Origin of the sequence: Actinoplanes sp. NPDC051513, from assembly GCF_044454685.1 — a bacterium.
Lineage (GTDB): Bacteria > Actinomycetota > Actinomycetes > Mycobacteriales > Micromonosporaceae > Actinoplanes.
This window is the reverse complement of record NZ_JBITDW010000027.1, coordinates 112161-128458: the sequence shown is the minus strand read 5'-3', so window position 1 is coordinate 128458 and position 16298 is coordinate 112161. Positions and strand designations below refer to the sequence as shown.

Sequence of the window (16298 nt, the reverse complement as noted above, 5' to 3'; positions counted from 1 at the left end):
AGCGTGTTGAGCGTCAACGTGATCAATCCATCCTCGCCGCCCCGGGCGGGCTACACCTGTGAACCGCTGGTCTCACCGAACCCTGACACCCAGGGGTGCGCCGACGCTGACCGTCGCAGGACGTATGGCTGCCAGCGTGATCACGGCTGCAGAACGCCACGCTGGGCTAAGCGTCAGCCGGCAGTCAGGAGGTGGGCGCGGATCGCCGCGGCACCGGATTCGTTGAGCCAGTCGGTGAAGGTCCGTAGCCCGGGGTGGATTACGCGCAGCGCCTCGATGTCGGCGTGCCAACGGTGGCCGGCTTGCCAGCGCTTCCTGGCCTGGGCGATGACTGGCCCGAGCGCCTCGGCCTCGTCGTCGGTGATCTGTTCGTAGCGGACCGGGATGCCGGTGGCTTCACTGATCGCCGCGGCCGCCTCGACGGGAGTTGGCTGGTCGCCGGCCAGTTCCAGCGTGCGGCCGGCGAACCGCTCCGGCGCCGCGAGTGCCAGCGCCGTGAGGTCAGCAATGTCCTCCAGCGCTACGACTTGCATGGGCTCGTGTGGCGGGAAGAGGTGGCGATGCACGCCGCCGGAGATGCCGTCGATGCCCAGCAACCCGGGGCCGATGTAGTTGGTCATGAACCGCACCGGGCGCAGAATCGTCGGTAGCGCGATGGTGTCGAAGAGGTGCCGCTCGATGCGTTCCTTCGCGGCCGATCCCGATGCGACGGTGCTGAAGACGACCTGCTCGACTCCGGCTGCGGCAGTGGCGTCGATCAGCGCCCGTCCGCGCGTGACCTCGAGTTCGGTGTCGGGCCCGGAAGGACTGATGGCGGTCGGTGGCATGGCAAACACGGCTACGACGTCCTTGAGGGCGGGCGGCAGGCTCGCCGGATCGTCGAAGTCGCCTAGCGCGAGCTCAGCGCCGGCCGCGGCGAATGCTGCGGTGGATGCAGTCGCTTCTTTCCGTACGAGCACGCGCACCGGCCGCCCGTCGGCGAGCAGCCGTCGAGCGACCGCACCGCCTTGCTTGCCGGTGGCGCCGGTGACCAGGACTGTGGTGGATACTGTCATGATGCGGAATGCTCCACCCGTTTCCGAGCGGCCGGCAAGGGGTTACGTGACATGACCGCCACGCGTGCCGACGCCCTCTGGAACCGCAAGCTCGTGCTGCGCGCTGCCGCCCAGCTCTTCGCCGCCGAGGGACTGGAGGTCCCGCTGGGTCGGATCGCCCAGCGCGCCGGTGTCGGCGCGGGCACTGTCTATCGGCACTTTCCGAGCAAGGCGATCTTGGTCGAGGCGGTCTTCGCGCAGCACCTCGACGACTTGGTGTCAGCAGCCGACCGTTGGACCGCCCGGTCCACGCCCGGCGACGCACTGTTTGGCTTTCTGTTCGAGGTGATCGAGAAATGCGCCCAAGGCAAGCACCTCTGCGACGCTCTGGTGGCCGACCGTAGCTGGCCGCACGCTACCTTCGCCGCGGCGGCACGGAGGTTCGGTGAGGCGCTGGATCGTTTGCTGCACAAAGCAAAGCACGCTGGTGCGGTCGATGCGAACCTGCGCGTCGACGACTTGAACGCGCTTATCGCCGGCGGCGCGACGCTGCATTCGGCCCACCCGAGCCCGGACCGCGGCACGCGGCTCGTCTGGCAGCTGCTCGACAGCGTGCGGCGGATCGGCGTCACGAAAGACAGCCGGTTACGTGACGACGAGCGTCCCGAATCCTGCGCGGAATGCGGCAGCCCACTGCGAGTCAAGAACACCGGACGGCCGGCCCGCTACTGCTCCCCCGCATGCCGTCAGCGCGCTCGACGCCGTCGCCTCGTGAGCTGACCCGGGAACGCCTTCGGCTCCGCATGCGTCTTGCCGGGTGGAAGAGGAGCCGCCAACGACGATTCCCTAAAGCCCCGGGATAGTAGTCGGCGAGCCGTTCGACACGACGCCGCGCGCTCTATTGCGACCCACACCGAAACGCGACTACAAGCGGGCTGGCCGCCATGATCGGATGCATTGACATCGGCAGATGATTGCTTCCTGTTTTGTGTAGAGCTGATCAAGTAGTGGTTACGCACTGTCGCGCCGCGGTAGGGGGTCGTGTCATCGTTGCGGCAGGGCCGGAGCCGCTGGCGTGGCGGCGGTCTACGTGGCAGGCGCGAGAAACCCGAGCCGGCTGCGCGTGACCGGAGGGAGCGGTAGCCCATGGAGGCTGGCCGGTGCGGCTGGTTCGGTCGGCCGGGCCGACTCGGCTATGGCCGTGCCTGTCGGAAGACCGTCATGGAAGCTGGCGCGTTCGCCATTGCACCGGCGTGCCGGCGGCGCTGAGTCTGGTGGCATCGGGGATCCGACCTCTTAGCTCGGATACTTTGCGGCCCGATCTTCCTCATCTCGGCGACGATGCCAGGAGGTTTCCATGATCGCGAAGGCCGGCAGCAGAATGTCATTGATCGGCGTAATGGCAATGGTTGCCTTGATTGTCTCCGGCCCGGCCTGTGCCGCGACGAGACAGCACGAAACGAGCGTGGTGGGGTGGACCTCACGCCCCCCGCTGAACATCGCCCGGGTCGGCGCCGCCGCCGCGACCATCAATGGCCTCATCGTGGAGGTCGGCGGGTTCGATCCTGTTCAGCAGGCACTGATCGCGCCTACTGAGGCACGCAGAACGATCGGCAGCGGAGTGTGGCATTTCGTGGCCACCGTCCGGACCCCGCGGGCCAACGCCGCCGCGGCTACGTTCGGCGGACAGGTCTGGGTTGTCGGCGGGTACGGCGAAGGCGACCCGCCGGTCGACGTGGTGGAGCGCTACGACCCGTTTGCCAACGCCTGGTCGAGGGGGCCGGCGTTGCCCGAGGGCCGGGCACAGGCGGGTGCCGCCGTGCTGCACGGTGTGCTCTATGTTGTGGGAGGTGATGTCGCCTTCGGTGAAGGCGAGAGGGTCACTGCATCCGGCGTCGCGTTCGATCCGCGTAAGCACCGTTGGACGCCGATCACACCGCTCCCAGCCCCTCGCGACCGTCTTCGGCTGATCGCCGCCGGCGACTATCTGTATGCGATCGGTGGGGCGACACCAGGCAAGGATTCCTTGGCGGCGGTCGACCGTTACGACCCCAGAACCGGCAAGTGGACAAGCATCGCGGCGATGAACCAGACCCGGTCTGTTCCCGGGGCGACGGTCATCGGACGCGGACGCGGACGCGACGCCCGCATCGCAGTGGTCGGCGGATGCGAGCTCGTCGCCGGCACACGCGTGCAGCTCCGACGCACGACCGAGGTATTCGACCCCATCACCCGTCATTGGCGCCTGCTCTCGGCGCAACTGCCGACTGGCAGGTGCAGTCTGGCCGCGGCTACCGAAGCTGACGGCACGGTCCTGGCGATCGGCGGCGTCGTCTCCGACATCCTCTCCCGCGACACCGCCACCGCTGCGGTGGACGCGTTGAGGCTCTGACCCGCAGTGGCCCCGCCTCGACCTGGACATCGCTCAAGCCGACCGGGCTACGACCTGTTGGACAAGACCGAGTGAATAGTCGTGCGCCTCGAAAACGATTAAGCGACAGCAAGCATGAGCGGGGCAGGCGGACGTGTTGTACGTGTTCTTGGCGGCCACCACGGCCGCCTGGACGTTTTCCGGGTCGACGCCGTATACGTTGAGCGGCGGGGTGCAGGCGCCGACCAGTTCAGCCTCGATGGTTGCCGGCTCCGCGTCCTCGGCCCAGGTCAGGCGCAGATGCGTACATCCAGGCGGTCAGCCGCGCCTCGGCCTCAGGGACCAGGACAACACGGTCGGTCCAGGTCGTCCGGTAGCCCTCGGACATGAGAAGCCCGGCCAGTGTGCGGCGCAGTGTTGAGCTGCCCGAACGCCTCAGGTGGTTGCGCAGGATCCGGCTCGACGGTCAGGACGCCGTAGCTGGGATACGTGGTGCCGAGAGAGTGTGTGACAGCACGCCGGCCCTCCTCGTACTCGATGACCTCGGCCGCGACGATGTCGCGGCCGGTCGCCGTTCGTTGCAGGAACACCTGGATCTCGCCGAGGCCGCGGGGGCTGCCGGGAAACGTAACGGCGGCCTCGACCTCCTCCATGAGCTGGGTTGCGGAGGCTGGAGCCGCCATGAACGACCACACGACCGCGGCGCTTCGCGGGAGGTCGACCGTTGCCACCTGCGTGACCTGTGCCGGGTGGGCGGTGACCCGCGCGATCTTCAAGACCGAAACACGCGCCAGATGATCTCAAGCCGGTAGAGGCTCAGCAACGGATCGGCCTTACAGGCTGCTGCCACCGGCCACTGCCAGGCCCTAAGCGGCGAACTGTGGGATGCCTAGGGGGCGGTCGTAGGTGCTGTCACCCGATCACGCCTACCTCGGGATACCACCGTGATGCTCTGTAGCGACCGATTGGCGGCATGATAGTTAACTGATCATGAAGTGCTAGCGCGCTGCAGCCATTGACTTACCAGGGCGAAGTCACCATCGGCAAGGCCGGGCCGGAGATGTCTTTTGGCCAGCGGCAGGAGGAAAAACGTTGGTCCGCTTGGACGGTGCAGCGGTGGTTGCCGTCCGCCTGTCGGGTCTGGCATCGGTGCGCTGGCCCGACCCACCACTGGGCGGCGCCGGCGAGCCGCGGACGGCCCAGGTCGCGGCCTCCTACTCGGTGCTGTCGCGGACGGTGGTGGAGGTACCGCTCGGCGCGAAGGGCGCCGCTCGCGCCGACCGGGTGCGGCGCCTGATCGGGGTTGTTGCCCGGGTGGTCTTTCCTCTGTTCGGGCTGCTGTTGGGCGCCGCGTTCGTCTGCCTGGGGCTGGGCAGCGAGGGTTAGTGGCTGGTCCTGCTCGTGGTAGCGCTCCTCGTTGTTCTCGTGTTCTCCGCTATGGCGCCAGTGGTGGCGGTGACCAGCAAGGCGCCGCGGGTGTCCGGGGAGTGGCTGCTGCTGCCGGACGTGTACGCGGAGGCGGCTCGTGAGCTGGTGCGGCTGAACCCCGGGCTGGCCGAGATCCGCTGAACGGGCGGGCGTGTGCGGAGGACATTGGCCCACGCTCGACCACGCCCGCAGCTTTCCGAGCGCACGCCACGCGGCAGATCCGCTGCGCCGCGAGGCGCCTTGTTGTATCCCCGGTGCAACCGGGAAGAACTCGGAGGGAGGTTCTTGGGTCTGATGGCCTACCTGGATCCGAAAGGTGAAGGGGACCAGAGCATGCCAGGAAAGCGGTGGTCGTGCCCAGGCGTACGGGTGCGGGGTGCTGCGGGACCCGCGGAATATGGTGAAAGCTGAGTGGCCGCGGCGCAGGTTCTGCAGGAAGGTGTGCCGGGCGATCACAACCTGTGCTGTGCGATCGGTCTGGAGTCCGCGCATCGGTCGTAGTCGGCGTTTGAGTTGACCGTGATCAGCTTCGGTCGGGTTGTTCGTGTACTGCTCGGCGTGATGGCACGCCGAGGGGATCAGTTCTTCGAGCACGGCCGGGTAGCCCGGTGCGGCGTCGGTGACCACCTCGCTCGGGATCACCGTCAATGTGCGGGGCGCACGGGTAAGGAACCGGCGCGCCGTTGCGGCATCGCGACGGGTCGAGACCAGCACGTCGATGACCTGGCGGTACTGGTTGATCGCCCGATAGGCGTAGCGCCAGACTCCGTTGACTTTGACGTAGGTCTCGTCGACGAACCGGCGGTCGCCTGGCGCGTGCCGGGCGGACCGGGCGGCGTCGGCCAGCAGCACAGTGAATCGCTGCATCCACCGGTAGACCGTGACGTGGTCGACCTCTATCCCGCGTTCGGCGAGCAGTTCCTCGACGTCGCGGTAGGACAGGCCGTAGCGCAGGTACCAGCGCACCGCCACCACGATCACCTCGGCCGGGAACCGGAACCCGGCAAACGCCGAGCGGGGAGGTGACCAAAGACGCGGCCGAGCGGCATGCTTCACCGAGCAAGCCTTGGACATTCCGGCCGGTGAACGCAACAGACCCTCGACGACAATGCCAACGACTGCGAGGTGGTGGAAGCCGACCACTTACATATCAACTCTGGCCAGCTCTCCGCAGGTCAGCACGTGATCCACGCCTCGCTCCGCAACCCCAACCACTCCCCGGCTGGTGGCTGCTCGCCGGCGGCGGAGGGCAAGCCCAGCCCCTCGTGAAACTCACTGGGCCGGCCGACATCACCCTGCACCAAAATGCCGGGTGGGCACTGCTGGGACTGGCCACCGTCGGCGCCACCCTCGGCCGGCGTGCGGTGCTCACCCTGCTCACGGACTCGGTCCGGCTCTCCCGCCGTGACCTACATTGGTTTGCTCGCTGGCCACGCGCAGCGATCACCGGCCGCTTCCCGAACCACGACGGACACTTCGACCCTGGACAACGTGTCATGAACCTCGCGGTGCTCGCACTGCTGCTGATACTGGCCGGCACCGGCGTGGCGCTGAGCCAGGTCACCGGCGGGCCGGGCCTTCATCTGGCTGGACAAGCTGCACAGGTGGTCCACCTTTGCGATCATCCCAGTCCTGCTCGGCCACATGCTGGTCGGCTCCGGCGTGCTGCCCGGCTACCACGGAGCATGGCGGGCAATGGACCTGGTGGTCGGCTCCCGGTCCAGGTCGCCCGGCGACTGTGGCCCGGGTGGCTGGACCGCAATCAGGGAGGTCGCACATGAGGACATCACCGCGCTGCCCATACCAGATCTCCGTCTCGGGCTACCCGCTCGCGGCCCTCGCGCCGCCGGAATGGCGCGATCTGGATCGACATCTGCGAATCCGTCGTGCTTGCCAGTCGGAGGTGGTCGAGGTAGCCGCCGTGCTCGCGCTCCTGAGCCGGATGCGCTTCGACGACCGGCGTGTCCTCGAGTCCGCCATCACCAGACAGGCCGATGTCCGACCGCCCGGGCGGGGCTTGTCGATGGGTGCACAGCAGGACTGGTCTGCTTGATACTTGTGACGCGCCCGCCGTGCCCGTTCGGCCTGGTCCAGGCCGCCACCACCCCAAAAAGCGTCCTAGCGGGCGACCAGTTCGTCACGGACACCGCCGGCCGCCACGTCGACGGTGAGCACAATACCGATCCCGCGGGCGTAGTACTTGCGCTCCAGCACCGCCGGTTCCAGCGGCGTGGTCTCCTTGGTCATCACCATGCCGTCGTACGAGCCGGCCGGCACCTTCGCGCGTTCGGCAATGCTGAGCACCTCGGCCACGTCCTCGGCGTGCCCCCGGTAGTACTCCTGGCGATACCGGTCGCCGGGCATGGGTTGTGCGGGCATCGTTATCCCGGGCTGCGCGCCGTGCTCGCCCGTCACCCAACTGCCCTCGGTGCTGCTGACCTTGCCATTCTCGTACTCCTTAGTGTCCTCACCGAAGTACCAGACCGCTCCGGTACGGTCCTGGGCGTACCAGTCGAGCGTGTCCTCTTTCAACGCGCCGTCTACTCGCACCGTGTCACGGACCTCGACGCACGTGAACCCGGCGATCGTACGGGTCTTGCCGGTGACGGTGACGACCGTGGTCTCCACGCCGTCCTTCGTGGCGGACCGGTACTGCCAGCGCATCCCCGGCCGAAGCGGGAAGAACGGATTGTCCACCGTGGCGCTGAACGCGGCCGGATCGACGGCGGGTGCATAGGGGACGGCGATCGGGGCGGCCGACCCCGGCGGTTCCGGGGTCGGCCGCGTGGTGGCAGCAGCAGCAGCGCTCGGGCCGGCCGACGGTGTCGTCGCCGGTCTGCCGCCGCTGCATGCGGCTCCGGTGCCGAGGGCGGCAACCGCCGTGTAGATCAGGACACAACGCGTTGTACGGATCATGACAGCCTCCATGAGTCCGGCACAGCCTGCCGCGGGGCCGCTGAACCTAGCCTGAACCTCAGGCGGTGAGCGACGGTATGCGGACGGTCACCCGTGCGCCGCCGGACGGCGCGTCGCCGATCTGCACCGTGCCGCCGTGTGCGGAGACGACCTCTGCGACGATGGCGAGGCCGAGCCCGCCGCTGCCGCCGTCGACGTTCACGCGAGCATCGTCGAGCCGAACGAACCGTTCGAAAACGCGCGACCGGTCCGCGACCGGTACGCCGGGGCCATCGTCGTCGACGTGCAGCACGGCCCAGCCGTCCCGCTCGTACAGCGAGAGCCCGATCCGCCGGCTGGCGTGTCGGACCGCGTTGTCGACGATGTTGCGCAGCATCCGGCGCAATGCAGCGGGGTCGCCGCCGACCCGCGCGGCGGACACCCCGCATTCACCTGACCTCGCTCAGACTGGACGACGTCGACGACGCGCTGCCCGCCGAGCTCTCCGGCGGCATGCAGCAACGGGTCGCGCTCGCCCGCGCGCTGGCGGTCGGGCCGCGCCTGCTGCTGGTCGACGAGCCCACGGCGGCCCTGGACCAGGCCACCGGTGTCCAGACGATCAACACCCTTTCCGCGTACGCGTCGAGCACCGCGACCGCCCTCGTCGTCGCGACGCACGACCCGAACGTCGCCGCCCGCTTCCCGGCGCAGGTCGCGATCGCCTGGCAGCCCGACCAGGAGCTTGCCCGATGAGGGTCTGTTGCGTTGGCAGATCACTTGATCGGGCAAGGTTGAGCGGTGAAGTCTCCAGGTCGGTCTCACACTTGGTCTTCTCCGCGTTCGTCGTTCGCCGGGTTCCGCTTGCCGGCCGAGATGATCCTGGTGGCGGTGCGCTGGTATCTTCGCTACGGCCTGTCCTACCGCGACGTCGAGGAACTGCTGGCCGAACGCGGGATCGAGGTCGACCACGTCACGGTCTATCGCTGGATGCAGCGGTTCACGCCGCTGCTGGCCGACGCCGCCCGGTTCGCTCGCCACGCGCCCGGTGACCGGTGGTTCGTGGACGAGACCTACGTCAAGGTCAACGGGATCAGGCGCTACGTCTACCGTGCCGTCGACCAGGACGGCCAGGTCATCGACGTGCTGCTCACGTCGCGTCGAGACGCCACGGCGGCGCGCCGATTCTTCAGCCGAGCACTCGAGACACTGAAGGTGACCCCGACCGAGGTGGTCACCGACGCCGCGCCGGTCTATCCCGCTGTGCTCGAAGATTTGGTGCCGGGACTCTTCTACCGGCCAGGGCCGAACACCAGCAGTAAGGACGATGGCCGTGAAGGATGTGGTCGACGTTGCGGTCATCGGTGCCGGAATGGTGCGTCTCGCCGTCTCGCGGGAACTGCACCGCCGATACCCAGCGCTGCGGCTCGCCGTCGTCGATCAGGAGTCTCACCGGAAGGACAGGGACGTTCGCGTCACCGATGTGTCGCGATCATCCACACCAGACGCCGTGCAAACGACGCAACGGCGGCGACACTCCAGCGGGAACATCCACGCGATGTCGCCGGCCCACAGGTCGCGTGCCTCACACATCGACGCACGGTTCCCACATTTACTGCCGCCGTGCATGCCGAGAATGTCATCCAGGCAGGTCAAGCTGCATGCTCGTACTCATGGAGGATGCCGCCGAGGCGGTCATGTCGGCGGATGTTCAGCTGGGCGAGCCGACCCGGTTCGGTGAACGGTGTGGGCAGCGGGGCGAGCGGCCGGGCGTTCGCGATGCCCTGATGCGGCCGGTGAAGGTTGTAGAACATCTCGTACTCCCGCAGCGCGTGGAGCAGATGCCGCTGGTTGCAGATCAGGGTGCGGTCGAGCAACTCGCGGCGGCAGGTTCGCACCCAACGCTCCATAACAGCGTTCATGCGGGGCATCTGGACACCGCTGAGCACAACCGCGATGCCGGCGTCGGCCAGGATCGCGTCGAACAGGGCGGGATACTTGCCGTCCCGGTCGCGGATCAGGTACTTCGTGCGGCAGCCTGCATCCTCGATGTCCATAACCAGGTTGCGGGTAACTTGGGTGTCCCAGGCGGCGCTCGGGTGTGCGGTCGCGCCGAGGATCCGGATGCGGCGGCTGGCGTGCTCGATGACCGCGAGGACGTACATTCTGGTGCCGGTCAGCGTGATCGTTTCGATGAAGTCCGGCCACTACGACCTCGCAGTCGACACCACCCCGGTAGAGCGGGTCGCCGCTGCGTTCACCGAACTCGCTCAAGCCATCTGACGCCTGTCCCAGCCGAGATCGACGCGGCCACCGATCTCGCAATGCAACGGCGCCCGCTGCCTCGATCCGGCGGTGGCCGGGCTCGTGTTGCGCCGTTAACGTCGGTGCAACGGCGGCGGACCCGTCCGAAAACAATGACCCGGAAATGTTCGTGGGTGTGACGGCGACCGATACGCATTGCCCCTACTGCGCGCTGCAGTGCGGCATGACGCTGACCCCGGGAATTTCCGTGGTCAGGCTGGAGCCGCGCGATTTCCCGGTGAACAAGGGCGGATTGTGCGCCAAGGGCTTCACCGCCGCTGACCTGCTCGATCACCCCGACCGGCTGCTCACCCCGAGGGTGCGCAAGGTGCCGGGAGACCGGCTTTCGCCGTTGCGGGAGGCGAGCTGGGACGAGGCTCTCACGCTGATCGTGGAGGCAATTCAACACAGCCAGCAGGCGTACGGCCGGGACAGCGTCGGCGCTTTCGGCGGTGGTGGACTGACCAACGAGAAAGCGTACGCACTCGGTAAGTTCGTCCGGGTCGCGCTGCGTTCGTCGGCGATCGACTACAACGGGCGCTTCTGCATGTCGTCGGCGGCCACCGCGGCCAACCGGGCCCTCGGCGTCGATCGCGGGCTGCCGTTCCCGCTCGAAGACGTGGCCGGGGCGCGGACCGTCCTGCTGGTCGGCGCGAACCCGGCCGACGCCATGCCGCCGTCCATGCAGTACCTGGATGCCGGCCGGGCCAACGGCGCCCGGCACATCGTGGTCGACCCGCGGCGCACCGCCACCGCGAACGGCGCCCACTTGCACCTGCAACCGCTGCCCGGCACCGATCTGGCGCTGGCCAACGGCCTGATGCACATCGCTATCCGGGACGGGCTCATCGACGAGGCCTACATCCGGGACCGGACGACCGGCTTCGAGGCCGTGCGGGCGGCCACCAACGCCTACTGGCCCGAGCGGGTCGAGCGGATGACCGGTGTGCCGGAGGCCCAGCTGCGGGAGACGGCCCGGCTGCTCGGCACGCACCGGCCCGCGATGATCCTCACTGCGCGCGGCGCCGAGCAGCACAGCAGCGGCACCGACACCGCGCAGGCGTACCTGAATCTGGCTCTCGCCCTCGGCCTGGTGGGCCGCCCGAACTCCGGCTACGGCACGATCACCGGGCAGGGCAACGGGCAGGGCGGCCGGGAGCACGGGCAGAAGGCCGACCAGCTTCCCGGGTACCGCAGGCTGGACGACCCGGCGGCCCGGGCGCACGTGGCCGCGGTGTGGGGGATCGATCCGGACGAGCTGCCCGGGCCGGGCCTGTCCGCGTACGAGATGATCGACCGCCTCGGTACCGACGGCGGCGTCCGCGTGCTGCTCGTGCTGGCCAGCAACATCGCGGTGTCGGCGCCAGACAGCAACCGGGTGCACGACCGCCTCGCCGCGCTCGACTTCCTGGTCGTCTCGGACATCTTCGAGTCGGAGACCGCCGCGGTGGCTGATGTCGTCCTGCCCACCGCCCAGTGGGCCGAGGAGGAGGGCACGATGACCAACCTGGAGGGTCGTGTCATCCGCCGCAAGCGGGCCCTGCCGCCGCCGCCCGGCGTGCGCACCGACCTGCAGATGCTCACTTCGCTGGCCGGGCGGCTCGGGCGCGGCGAATTCTTCTCCGACCAGCCCCGAGAGGTGTTCGACGAGCTGCGCCGGGCGAGCGCCGGGGGAATCGCGGACTACGCAGGGATCACCTACGAGCGGATCGAAGCGGAGGACGGCGTCTTCTGGCCGTGCCCGAGCGAGGATCATCCCGGCACGCCGCGGCTGTTCGCGGAGAGCTTTCCCACCCCGAGCGGGCGGGCGAAGTTCATCCGGGTCGAGCACCGCGATCCCGCCGAGCTGCCGGACCGCGAGTACCCGTACGTGCTCACCACCGGCCGCAACATGCAGCAGTACCAGAGCGGCAACCAGACCCGCCGGGTGAAGGCGCTCACCGTGGCACTGCCCGAACCGCGCGCGGAGATCCACCCCGACCTGGCCCGCCGGCACGGCATCGCCGACGGCGACCTGGTCGAACTGCGCAGCCGCCGCGGCGCCACGGTGCTGCGGGCCCGGCTCTCCAGCGGGATCCGCCCGGACACCATCTTCGCCCCGTTCCACTGGCCCGGCGCCAACGCGCTGACCAACCCGGCTCTCGACCCGCACTCCCGGATGCCCGCCTTCAAGGCGTGCGCGGTCGCCATCAGCTCTTACCAGGAAGGAACCGAGTAGAGGTGCACTCGACCCCGCGTTTCCTGCAAGGTGTCTTTCCCTTCGAGGGCAAGGGCCTCGACGCGCCCGCGCCGATCGCCCCGGAATTGTCCTATGTGGTTCCCGACGGCATGTCCGCGCAGGCCGTGTACTTCCGGGGCGGCAATGCGGCCGCCGAATTGGTGTGCGCGGTCCTGATGCGCGACGGCAAGCCGATGCGGTACTTCCCGATCGGCGCGCGCGGCGACGTGCACATCTCGCTGCGGGTGGTGGAGGACCTGGTGGCCGGCACGTCGGTCGAAGTGTGGCTGGCCGCGCCGGCCGGGGTGACCGGAACGGTGATCGTCGACCTGGGTGTCGTGGAGGTCTGATGCGACAGCGACTGGTGGTGATCGGCAACGGTATGGCCGGGGCCCGCACGGTCGAGGAGATCCTGGCCCGCGGCGGCGACTTCGAGATCACGATGTTCGGCGACGAGCCGTACGGCAACTACAACCGAATCATGCTCTCCAACCTCCTGGCCGGGGTGGAGGACGAGTCCGGCATCTTCCTCAACGACCTGGGCTGGTACGCGGACAACGGCATCACGCTGCACACGGACACCCGAATCGAACGCATCGACCGGTACGCCAAGCGGGTCTACGCGGCCGACGGCACCGAGACACCCTACGACAAGCTGATCATCGCGACCGGCAGCTCCGCCTTCGTCCCGCCGATCACGGGTCTCCGCCTGCCGGGCCGCGGTTACCACCAGGGCGTCTTCGTGTTCCGCACGCTCGACGACACCCGCAACATGATCCGGTACGCCCGGGAGCACCAGCGGGCCGTGGTGATCGGCGGCGGTCTGCTCGGCCTCGAGGCCGCCCGCGGCCTGCAGCACCACCTGCCGCATGTGACCCTCGTGCACGCCGCCGGCCATCTGATGAACTCCCAGCTCAACGCACGGGCCGGCCGGACCCTGCAGGCCACCGTGGAGGCAAAACTCGGCATCGAGGTGGTGGTCGACGGCAAGACCACCGAGATCCTCGGCAAGCACGCGGTCACCGGCGTGAAGATGGCCGACGGCCGGGTTATCCCGTGCGATGTCGTGGTGATGGCCGCCGGCATCCGCCCCAACACCGGCGTGGCGTCGGGCTCGGGTCTCGTGGTCGAGCGCGGCGTCGTGGTCGACGACCAGATGCGCTGCCAGGACGAGGACGACATCTACGCGGTCGGCGAGTGCGCCCAGCACCGCGGCGAACTCTACGGCCTGGTGGCGCCGCTGTGGGACCAGGCCAAGGTGCTGGCCGACCACCTGTGCGGGACAGATGTGCACGCGGCTTACCACGGTTCGCGGGTCGCCACCAAGCTCAAGGTGGCCGGTGTCGACGTGGCCTCGATGGGCCTGCAGGAGCCCGAGCGCGAGGACGATGAGCTGCTCGAGTTCGCCGAGCCGCGCAAGGGCGTCTACAAGAACGTCATCATCCGCGGCGGCGTGCTGGTCGGCGCCACCCTGGTCGGCGACGCGCGCAAGGCCGCCTTCCTGATGCAGGCGTTCGACCGCGAGCTGCCGCTGCCGGAGGAGCGCGCCGAGCTGCTGTTCGACCTGGGCGGGCCGGCGGGCGAGGTGAGCGTCGCCGACATGGCCGACGACGAGCAGGTCTGCAACTGCAACGGCGTCAGCAAGGGTTCGATCTGCGCGACCGTGCAGGGCGGCTGTAAGACCGTCGGCGGGGTGATGGACAAGACCAGGGCCGGCAAGGGCTGTGGCACCTGCAGGCCGCTGGTGCAGCGGATCGTCGAGTGGGCGGCCGGCGGCGAGGTCGAGGAGGACCCGGCCGCGTCCTGGTACGTGCCAGGCGTGCCGATGCCCAAGCCGGAGCTGATGAACGCGATCCGCACCCACGGCCTGCGGTCGGTGTCGGCGGTCTTCGCCACCCTCGGCGGCGAGGAGGACGCCAGGAGCAAGATGGGCCTCGCCTCGCTGCTGAAGATGATGTGGGGCGGCGACTACGTGGACGAGCGCGACGCGCGGTTCATCAACGACCGGGTGCACGCCAACATCCAGCGGGACGGCACATTCTCCGTGGTGCCGCAGATGAAGGGCGGCGTCACCACCCCGGCCCAGCTGCGGCGGATCGCCGAGGTGGCCGAGAGGCACGCGGTCCCGATGGTGAAGCTCACCGGCGGGCAGCGCATCGACCTGCTCGGCGTGCCCAAGGAGAAGCTGCCGCAGATCTGGGCGGACCTCGACATGCCGTCCGGCTACGCCTACGGCAAGAGCTTCCGCACCGTGAAGACCTGCGTCGGCTCGGACTTCTGCCGGTTCGGAGTGGGTGACTCGACCGCGCTCGGGATCGCGATCGAGGACCGTTACCAGGGCATCGAGGGCCCCGGGAAGATGAAACTCGCGGTCACCGGGTGCCCGCGCAACTGCGCCGAGGCGTACGTCAAAGACCTGGGTGTGGTCGCCATCGACGGCGGCAAGTGGGAGATCTACATCGGCGGCGCGGCCGGCGCCCACGTCCGCAAGGGCGACCTGCTCGCCACCGTCGGCACGGCCGACGAGGTGCTCACCCTGACCGGCCGGTTCCTGCAGTACTACCGGGAGAACGGCAACTGGCTGGAGCGCACGTACGCGTTCGTGCCGCGGATCGGCATCGAACGGATCCGGGCGATCGTGGTCGACGACGCCGACGGCATCGCGGCCGACCTGGACACCCGGATGGCCGCCTCGGTGGCCGCCTACCGCGACCCGTGGAAGGAACGGAACGACCCGGCCACGCCGGGCCAGTTCCGCACCTCGCTGCCGCTGACGGTGCTGCCTCAGGTGCCGGTGCGCTCATGAGGGCGCTCGGATCCATCCACGACAACCCGCCGGGGGTGGGCCGAACCTACGCGGTGGACAGCGACATGATCGCCGTGTTCCGACTCCGGGACGGCTCGGTGCGCGCCCTGTCCGCGGTCTGCCCGCACAAGGGCGGGCCGCTCGGCGACGGCCAGATCGACCTCAAGCAGGTCGTCTGCCCGCTGCACCTGAACGCCTGGGACCTGACCACTGGTCGCTCGCTGAGCGGCCAGCAGCCGGTGTCGGTCTATCCGGTCCATGCAGCCAACGACCAAAATCCTGCTGGGAGACTGACATGGCCGCGACCTTGCCCATTGCCCGCCCTGCGGTGACCGTCCGCGGTCACTGGATCGACGACTGGCGCCCCGAGGACCCCCGCCTTCTGGGAGACCACAGGCGCGCCGATCGCCCGCCGCAACCTGATCTTCTCGATCCCCGTTCCGCGAACCGGAACGATGTGTAGTTCTTAGGTTCAAGGAGTCGTCGCAACGTCGGCTCGTTGGATCGATCGTAGGTGTTCGTTCAGAGTTTCTGCTGACGTTCTCCACCCCAGAGACTTGCGGGGCCGGTTGTTGAGTGTGGCGGCGATGGCGTCGAGGTCGGTGATGCTGTGTCGTGATAGGTCGGTGCCTTTGGGAAAGTACTGGCGCAGCAGACCGTTGTTCTCGTTCGTGCCTCTCTGCCAAGGGCTGTGCGGATCGCAGAAGTAGACCTCGACGCCGGTGTCCAGACGCAGGTGGAGGTGCTGAGCCATCTCAGTTCCCTGGTCCCAGGTCAGCGAGCGGCGTAGCTGCTCGGCAGAGTCGTGATCTGTTCGGTGATCGCAGCCACCACAACCAGCACACGCGTTCACCCCAGGCCGCGTCCGGCAGGGTTTCAGCCATCTACTGCCCCGGATCGGCACCCCAGCCAGCCACCCGAAACCCACCCGGCCCGGCCCCGGACGCCCGAAAGGCTCCCGATCCGCGCCCGCCCAACGACATCCCGCCGTCAAGAAGAACCAGGTCAAGACCCCGAACCAGCGAAACCCACGTTAAACGCGAAGCTAAGGGGACTCGGGGGTTCTCGCCTGACGCGACTTCCCGCCAACTCGCCGTCCCCGGCCAGGCCGCGTGGCGAACTCGGGCCGGGCCCGTCCGCCGACCAATCCGATCGCGAGGTGGGCGCGAATTACTGCTATGGAGGTGCAACTCGACCTGAGGAGGCCAGCATGACTCCGCTTCGTCGTTCGGGGATCCGTCGCGG

General features: G+C 68.5%; 13 protein-coding genes and 3 pseudogenes. 9 read left to right on the top strand and 7 right to left on the bottom strand.

What is annotated here, in order from left to right:
* Positions 1–173: 173 nt before the first annotated feature.
* Positions 174–1055, bottom strand: a complete 882-nt coding sequence (locus ACIA5D_RS43950; protein ID WP_396036597.1) for an NmrA family NAD(P)-binding protein — start codon at positions 1053–1055, stop codon at positions 174–176.
* Between the two features lie 51 nt (positions 1056–1106).
* Here ACIA5D_RS43950 and ACIA5D_RS43945 point away from each other — a divergent pair, with 51 nt between their 5' ends.
* On the top strand, positions 1107–1814 hold the full coding sequence (locus ACIA5D_RS43945) for a TetR/AcrR family transcriptional regulator (RefSeq protein WP_396036596.1): 708 nt from the start codon (positions 1107–1109) through the stop codon (positions 1812–1814).
* A gap of 577 nt (positions 1815–2391) precedes the next feature.
* Positions 2392–3426 carry a kelch repeat-containing protein gene (locus ACIA5D_RS43940; RefSeq protein WP_396036595.1) on the top strand — a complete coding sequence of 345 codons (1035 nt, stop codon included), beginning with the start codon at positions 2392–2394 and terminating at the stop codon, positions 3424–3426.
* 314 nt (positions 3427–3740) lie between these two features.
* Here ACIA5D_RS43940 and ACIA5D_RS43935 read toward each other — a convergent pair whose 3' ends face one another.
* Together ACIA5D_RS43935 and ACIA5D_RS43930 are read right to left on the bottom strand one after the other, a co-directional pair.
* A complete protein-coding gene (locus ACIA5D_RS43935) occupies positions 3741–4181 on the bottom strand; it encodes a hypothetical protein (RefSeq protein WP_396036594.1) in 441 nt (146 codons plus the stop codon).
* A gap of 1048 nt (positions 4182–5229) precedes the next feature.
* Positions 5230–5907 (bottom strand): annotated as a pseudogene (locus tag ACIA5D_RS43930) (IS6 family transposase); the annotation flags it as partial.
* Positions 5908–6610: 703 nt separating this feature from the next.
* On the opposite strand from ACIA5D_RS43930, the gene ACIA5D_RS43925 reads away from it, so the two are divergent.
* On the top strand, positions 6611–6886 hold the full coding sequence (locus ACIA5D_RS43925; RefSeq protein WP_396036593.1) for a hypothetical protein: 276 nt from the start codon (positions 6611–6613) through the stop codon (positions 6884–6886).
* A 65-nt stretch (positions 6887–6951) separates the two neighbouring features.
* Here ACIA5D_RS43925 and ACIA5D_RS43920 read toward each other — a convergent pair whose 3' ends face one another.
* Both ACIA5D_RS43920 and ACIA5D_RS43915 read right to left on the bottom strand, forming a co-directional pair.
* Entirely contained in the window at positions 6952–7749 is a 798-nt protein-coding gene (locus ACIA5D_RS43920; RefSeq protein ID WP_396036592.1) for a hypothetical protein, read from the bottom strand.
* A gap of 58 nt (positions 7750–7807) precedes the next feature.
* Complete coding sequence (locus tag ACIA5D_RS43915; RefSeq protein ID WP_396036591.1) at positions 7808–8125, bottom strand: ATP-binding protein; 318 nt, start codon at positions 8123–8125, stop codon at positions 7808–7810.
* A gap of 8 nt (positions 8126–8133) precedes the next feature.
* Here ACIA5D_RS43915 and ACIA5D_RS43910 point away from each other — a divergent pair, with 8 nt between their 5' ends.
* Complete coding sequence (locus tag ACIA5D_RS43910; RefSeq protein ID WP_396036590.1) at positions 8134–8481, top strand: ATP-binding cassette domain-containing protein; 348 nt, start codon at positions 8134–8136, stop codon at positions 8479–8481.
* A gap of 45 nt (positions 8482–8526) precedes the next feature.
* Positions 8527–9009, top strand: a pseudogene (locus ACIA5D_RS43905) (IS6 family transposase); the annotation flags it as partial.
* Positions 9010–9377: 368 nt separating this feature from the next.
* Here ACIA5D_RS43905 and ACIA5D_RS43900 read toward each other — a convergent pair.
* Positions 9378–9890 (bottom strand): integrase core domain-containing protein, encoded by a 513-nt coding sequence (locus tag ACIA5D_RS43900; protein WP_396036589.1) that lies wholly within the window; start codon positions 9888–9890, stop codon positions 9378–9380.
* Positions 9891–10165: 275 nt separating this feature from the next.
* On the opposite strand from ACIA5D_RS43900, the gene ACIA5D_RS43895 reads away from it, so the two are divergent.
* The 4 genes from ACIA5D_RS43895 to ACIA5D_RS43880 are packed head-to-tail and all read left to right on the top strand — an operon-like array spanning position 10166 to position 15385.
* Positions 10166–12247, top strand: a complete 2082-nt coding sequence (locus tag ACIA5D_RS43895; protein WP_396036588.1) for a molybdopterin oxidoreductase family protein — start codon at positions 10166–10168, stop codon at positions 12245–12247.
* 2 nt (positions 12248–12249) lie between these two features.
* Complete coding sequence (locus ACIA5D_RS43890) at positions 12250–12597, top strand: molybdopterin oxidoreductase (protein ID WP_396036587.1); 348 nt, start codon at positions 12250–12252, stop codon at positions 12595–12597.
* Positions 12597–15053 carry a nitrite reductase large subunit NirB gene (nirB, locus tag ACIA5D_RS43885; RefSeq protein WP_396036586.1) on the top strand — a complete coding sequence of 819 codons (2457 nt, stop codon included), beginning with the start codon at positions 12597–12599 and terminating at the stop codon, positions 15051–15053. The genes ACIA5D_RS43890 and nirB overlap by 1 nt, the downstream gene beginning before the upstream one ends.
* Positions 15050–15385: a Rieske (2Fe-2S) protein gene (locus ACIA5D_RS43880; RefSeq protein WP_396036585.1), complete on the top strand. Its 336-nt coding sequence runs from the start codon at positions 15050–15052 to the stop codon at positions 15383–15385. The genes nirB and ACIA5D_RS43880 overlap by 4 nt, the downstream gene beginning before the upstream one ends.
* Before the next feature lie 140 nt (positions 15386–15525).
* Here the strand turns inward: ACIA5D_RS43880 and ACIA5D_RS43875 are convergent.
* Positions 15526–15846: pseudogene (locus tag ACIA5D_RS43875) on the bottom strand (IS30 family transposase); the annotation flags it as partial.
* Positions 15847–16298 lie beyond the last annotated feature (452 nt).

Bases quoted from the DNA above. Each gene is read 5' to 3' on its own strand.
- nirB (WP_396036586.1), top strand. From the start codon at position 12,597: ATGCGACAGCGACTGGTGGTGATCGGCAACGGTATGGCCGGGGCCCGC.
- ACIA5D_RS43945 (WP_396036596.1), top strand. From the start codon at position 1,107: ATGACCGCCACGCGTGCCGACGCCCTCTGGAACCGCAAGCTCGTGCTG.
- ACIA5D_RS43910 (WP_396036590.1), top strand. From the start codon at position 8,134: ATGCAGCGGGGTCGCCGCCGACCCGCGCGGCGGACACCCCGCATTCAC.
- ACIA5D_RS43880 (WP_396036585.1), top strand. From the start codon at position 15,050: ATGAGGGCGCTCGGATCCATCCACGACAACCCGCCGGGGGTGGGCCGA.
- ACIA5D_RS43900 (WP_396036589.1), bottom strand. From the start codon at position 9,890: ATGTACGTCCTCGCGGTCATCGAGCACGCCAGCCGCCGCATCCGGATC.
- ACIA5D_RS43950 (WP_396036597.1), bottom strand. From the start codon at position 1,055: ATGACAGTATCCACCACAGTCCTGGTCACCGGCGCCACCGGCAAGCAA.
- ACIA5D_RS43915 (WP_396036591.1), bottom strand. From the start codon at position 8,125: ATGCTGCGCAACATCGTCGACAACGCGGTCCGACACGCCAGCCGGCGG.
- ACIA5D_RS43925 (WP_396036593.1), top strand. From the start codon at position 6,611: ATGAGGACATCACCGCGCTGCCCATACCAGATCTCCGTCTCGGGCTAC.
- ACIA5D_RS43940 (WP_396036595.1), top strand. From the start codon at position 2,392: ATGATCGCGAAGGCCGGCAGCAGAATGTCATTGATCGGCGTAATGGCA.
- ACIA5D_RS43920 (WP_396036592.1), bottom strand. From the start codon at position 7,749: ATGATCCGTACAACGCGTTGTGTCCTGATCTACACGGCGGTTGCCGCC.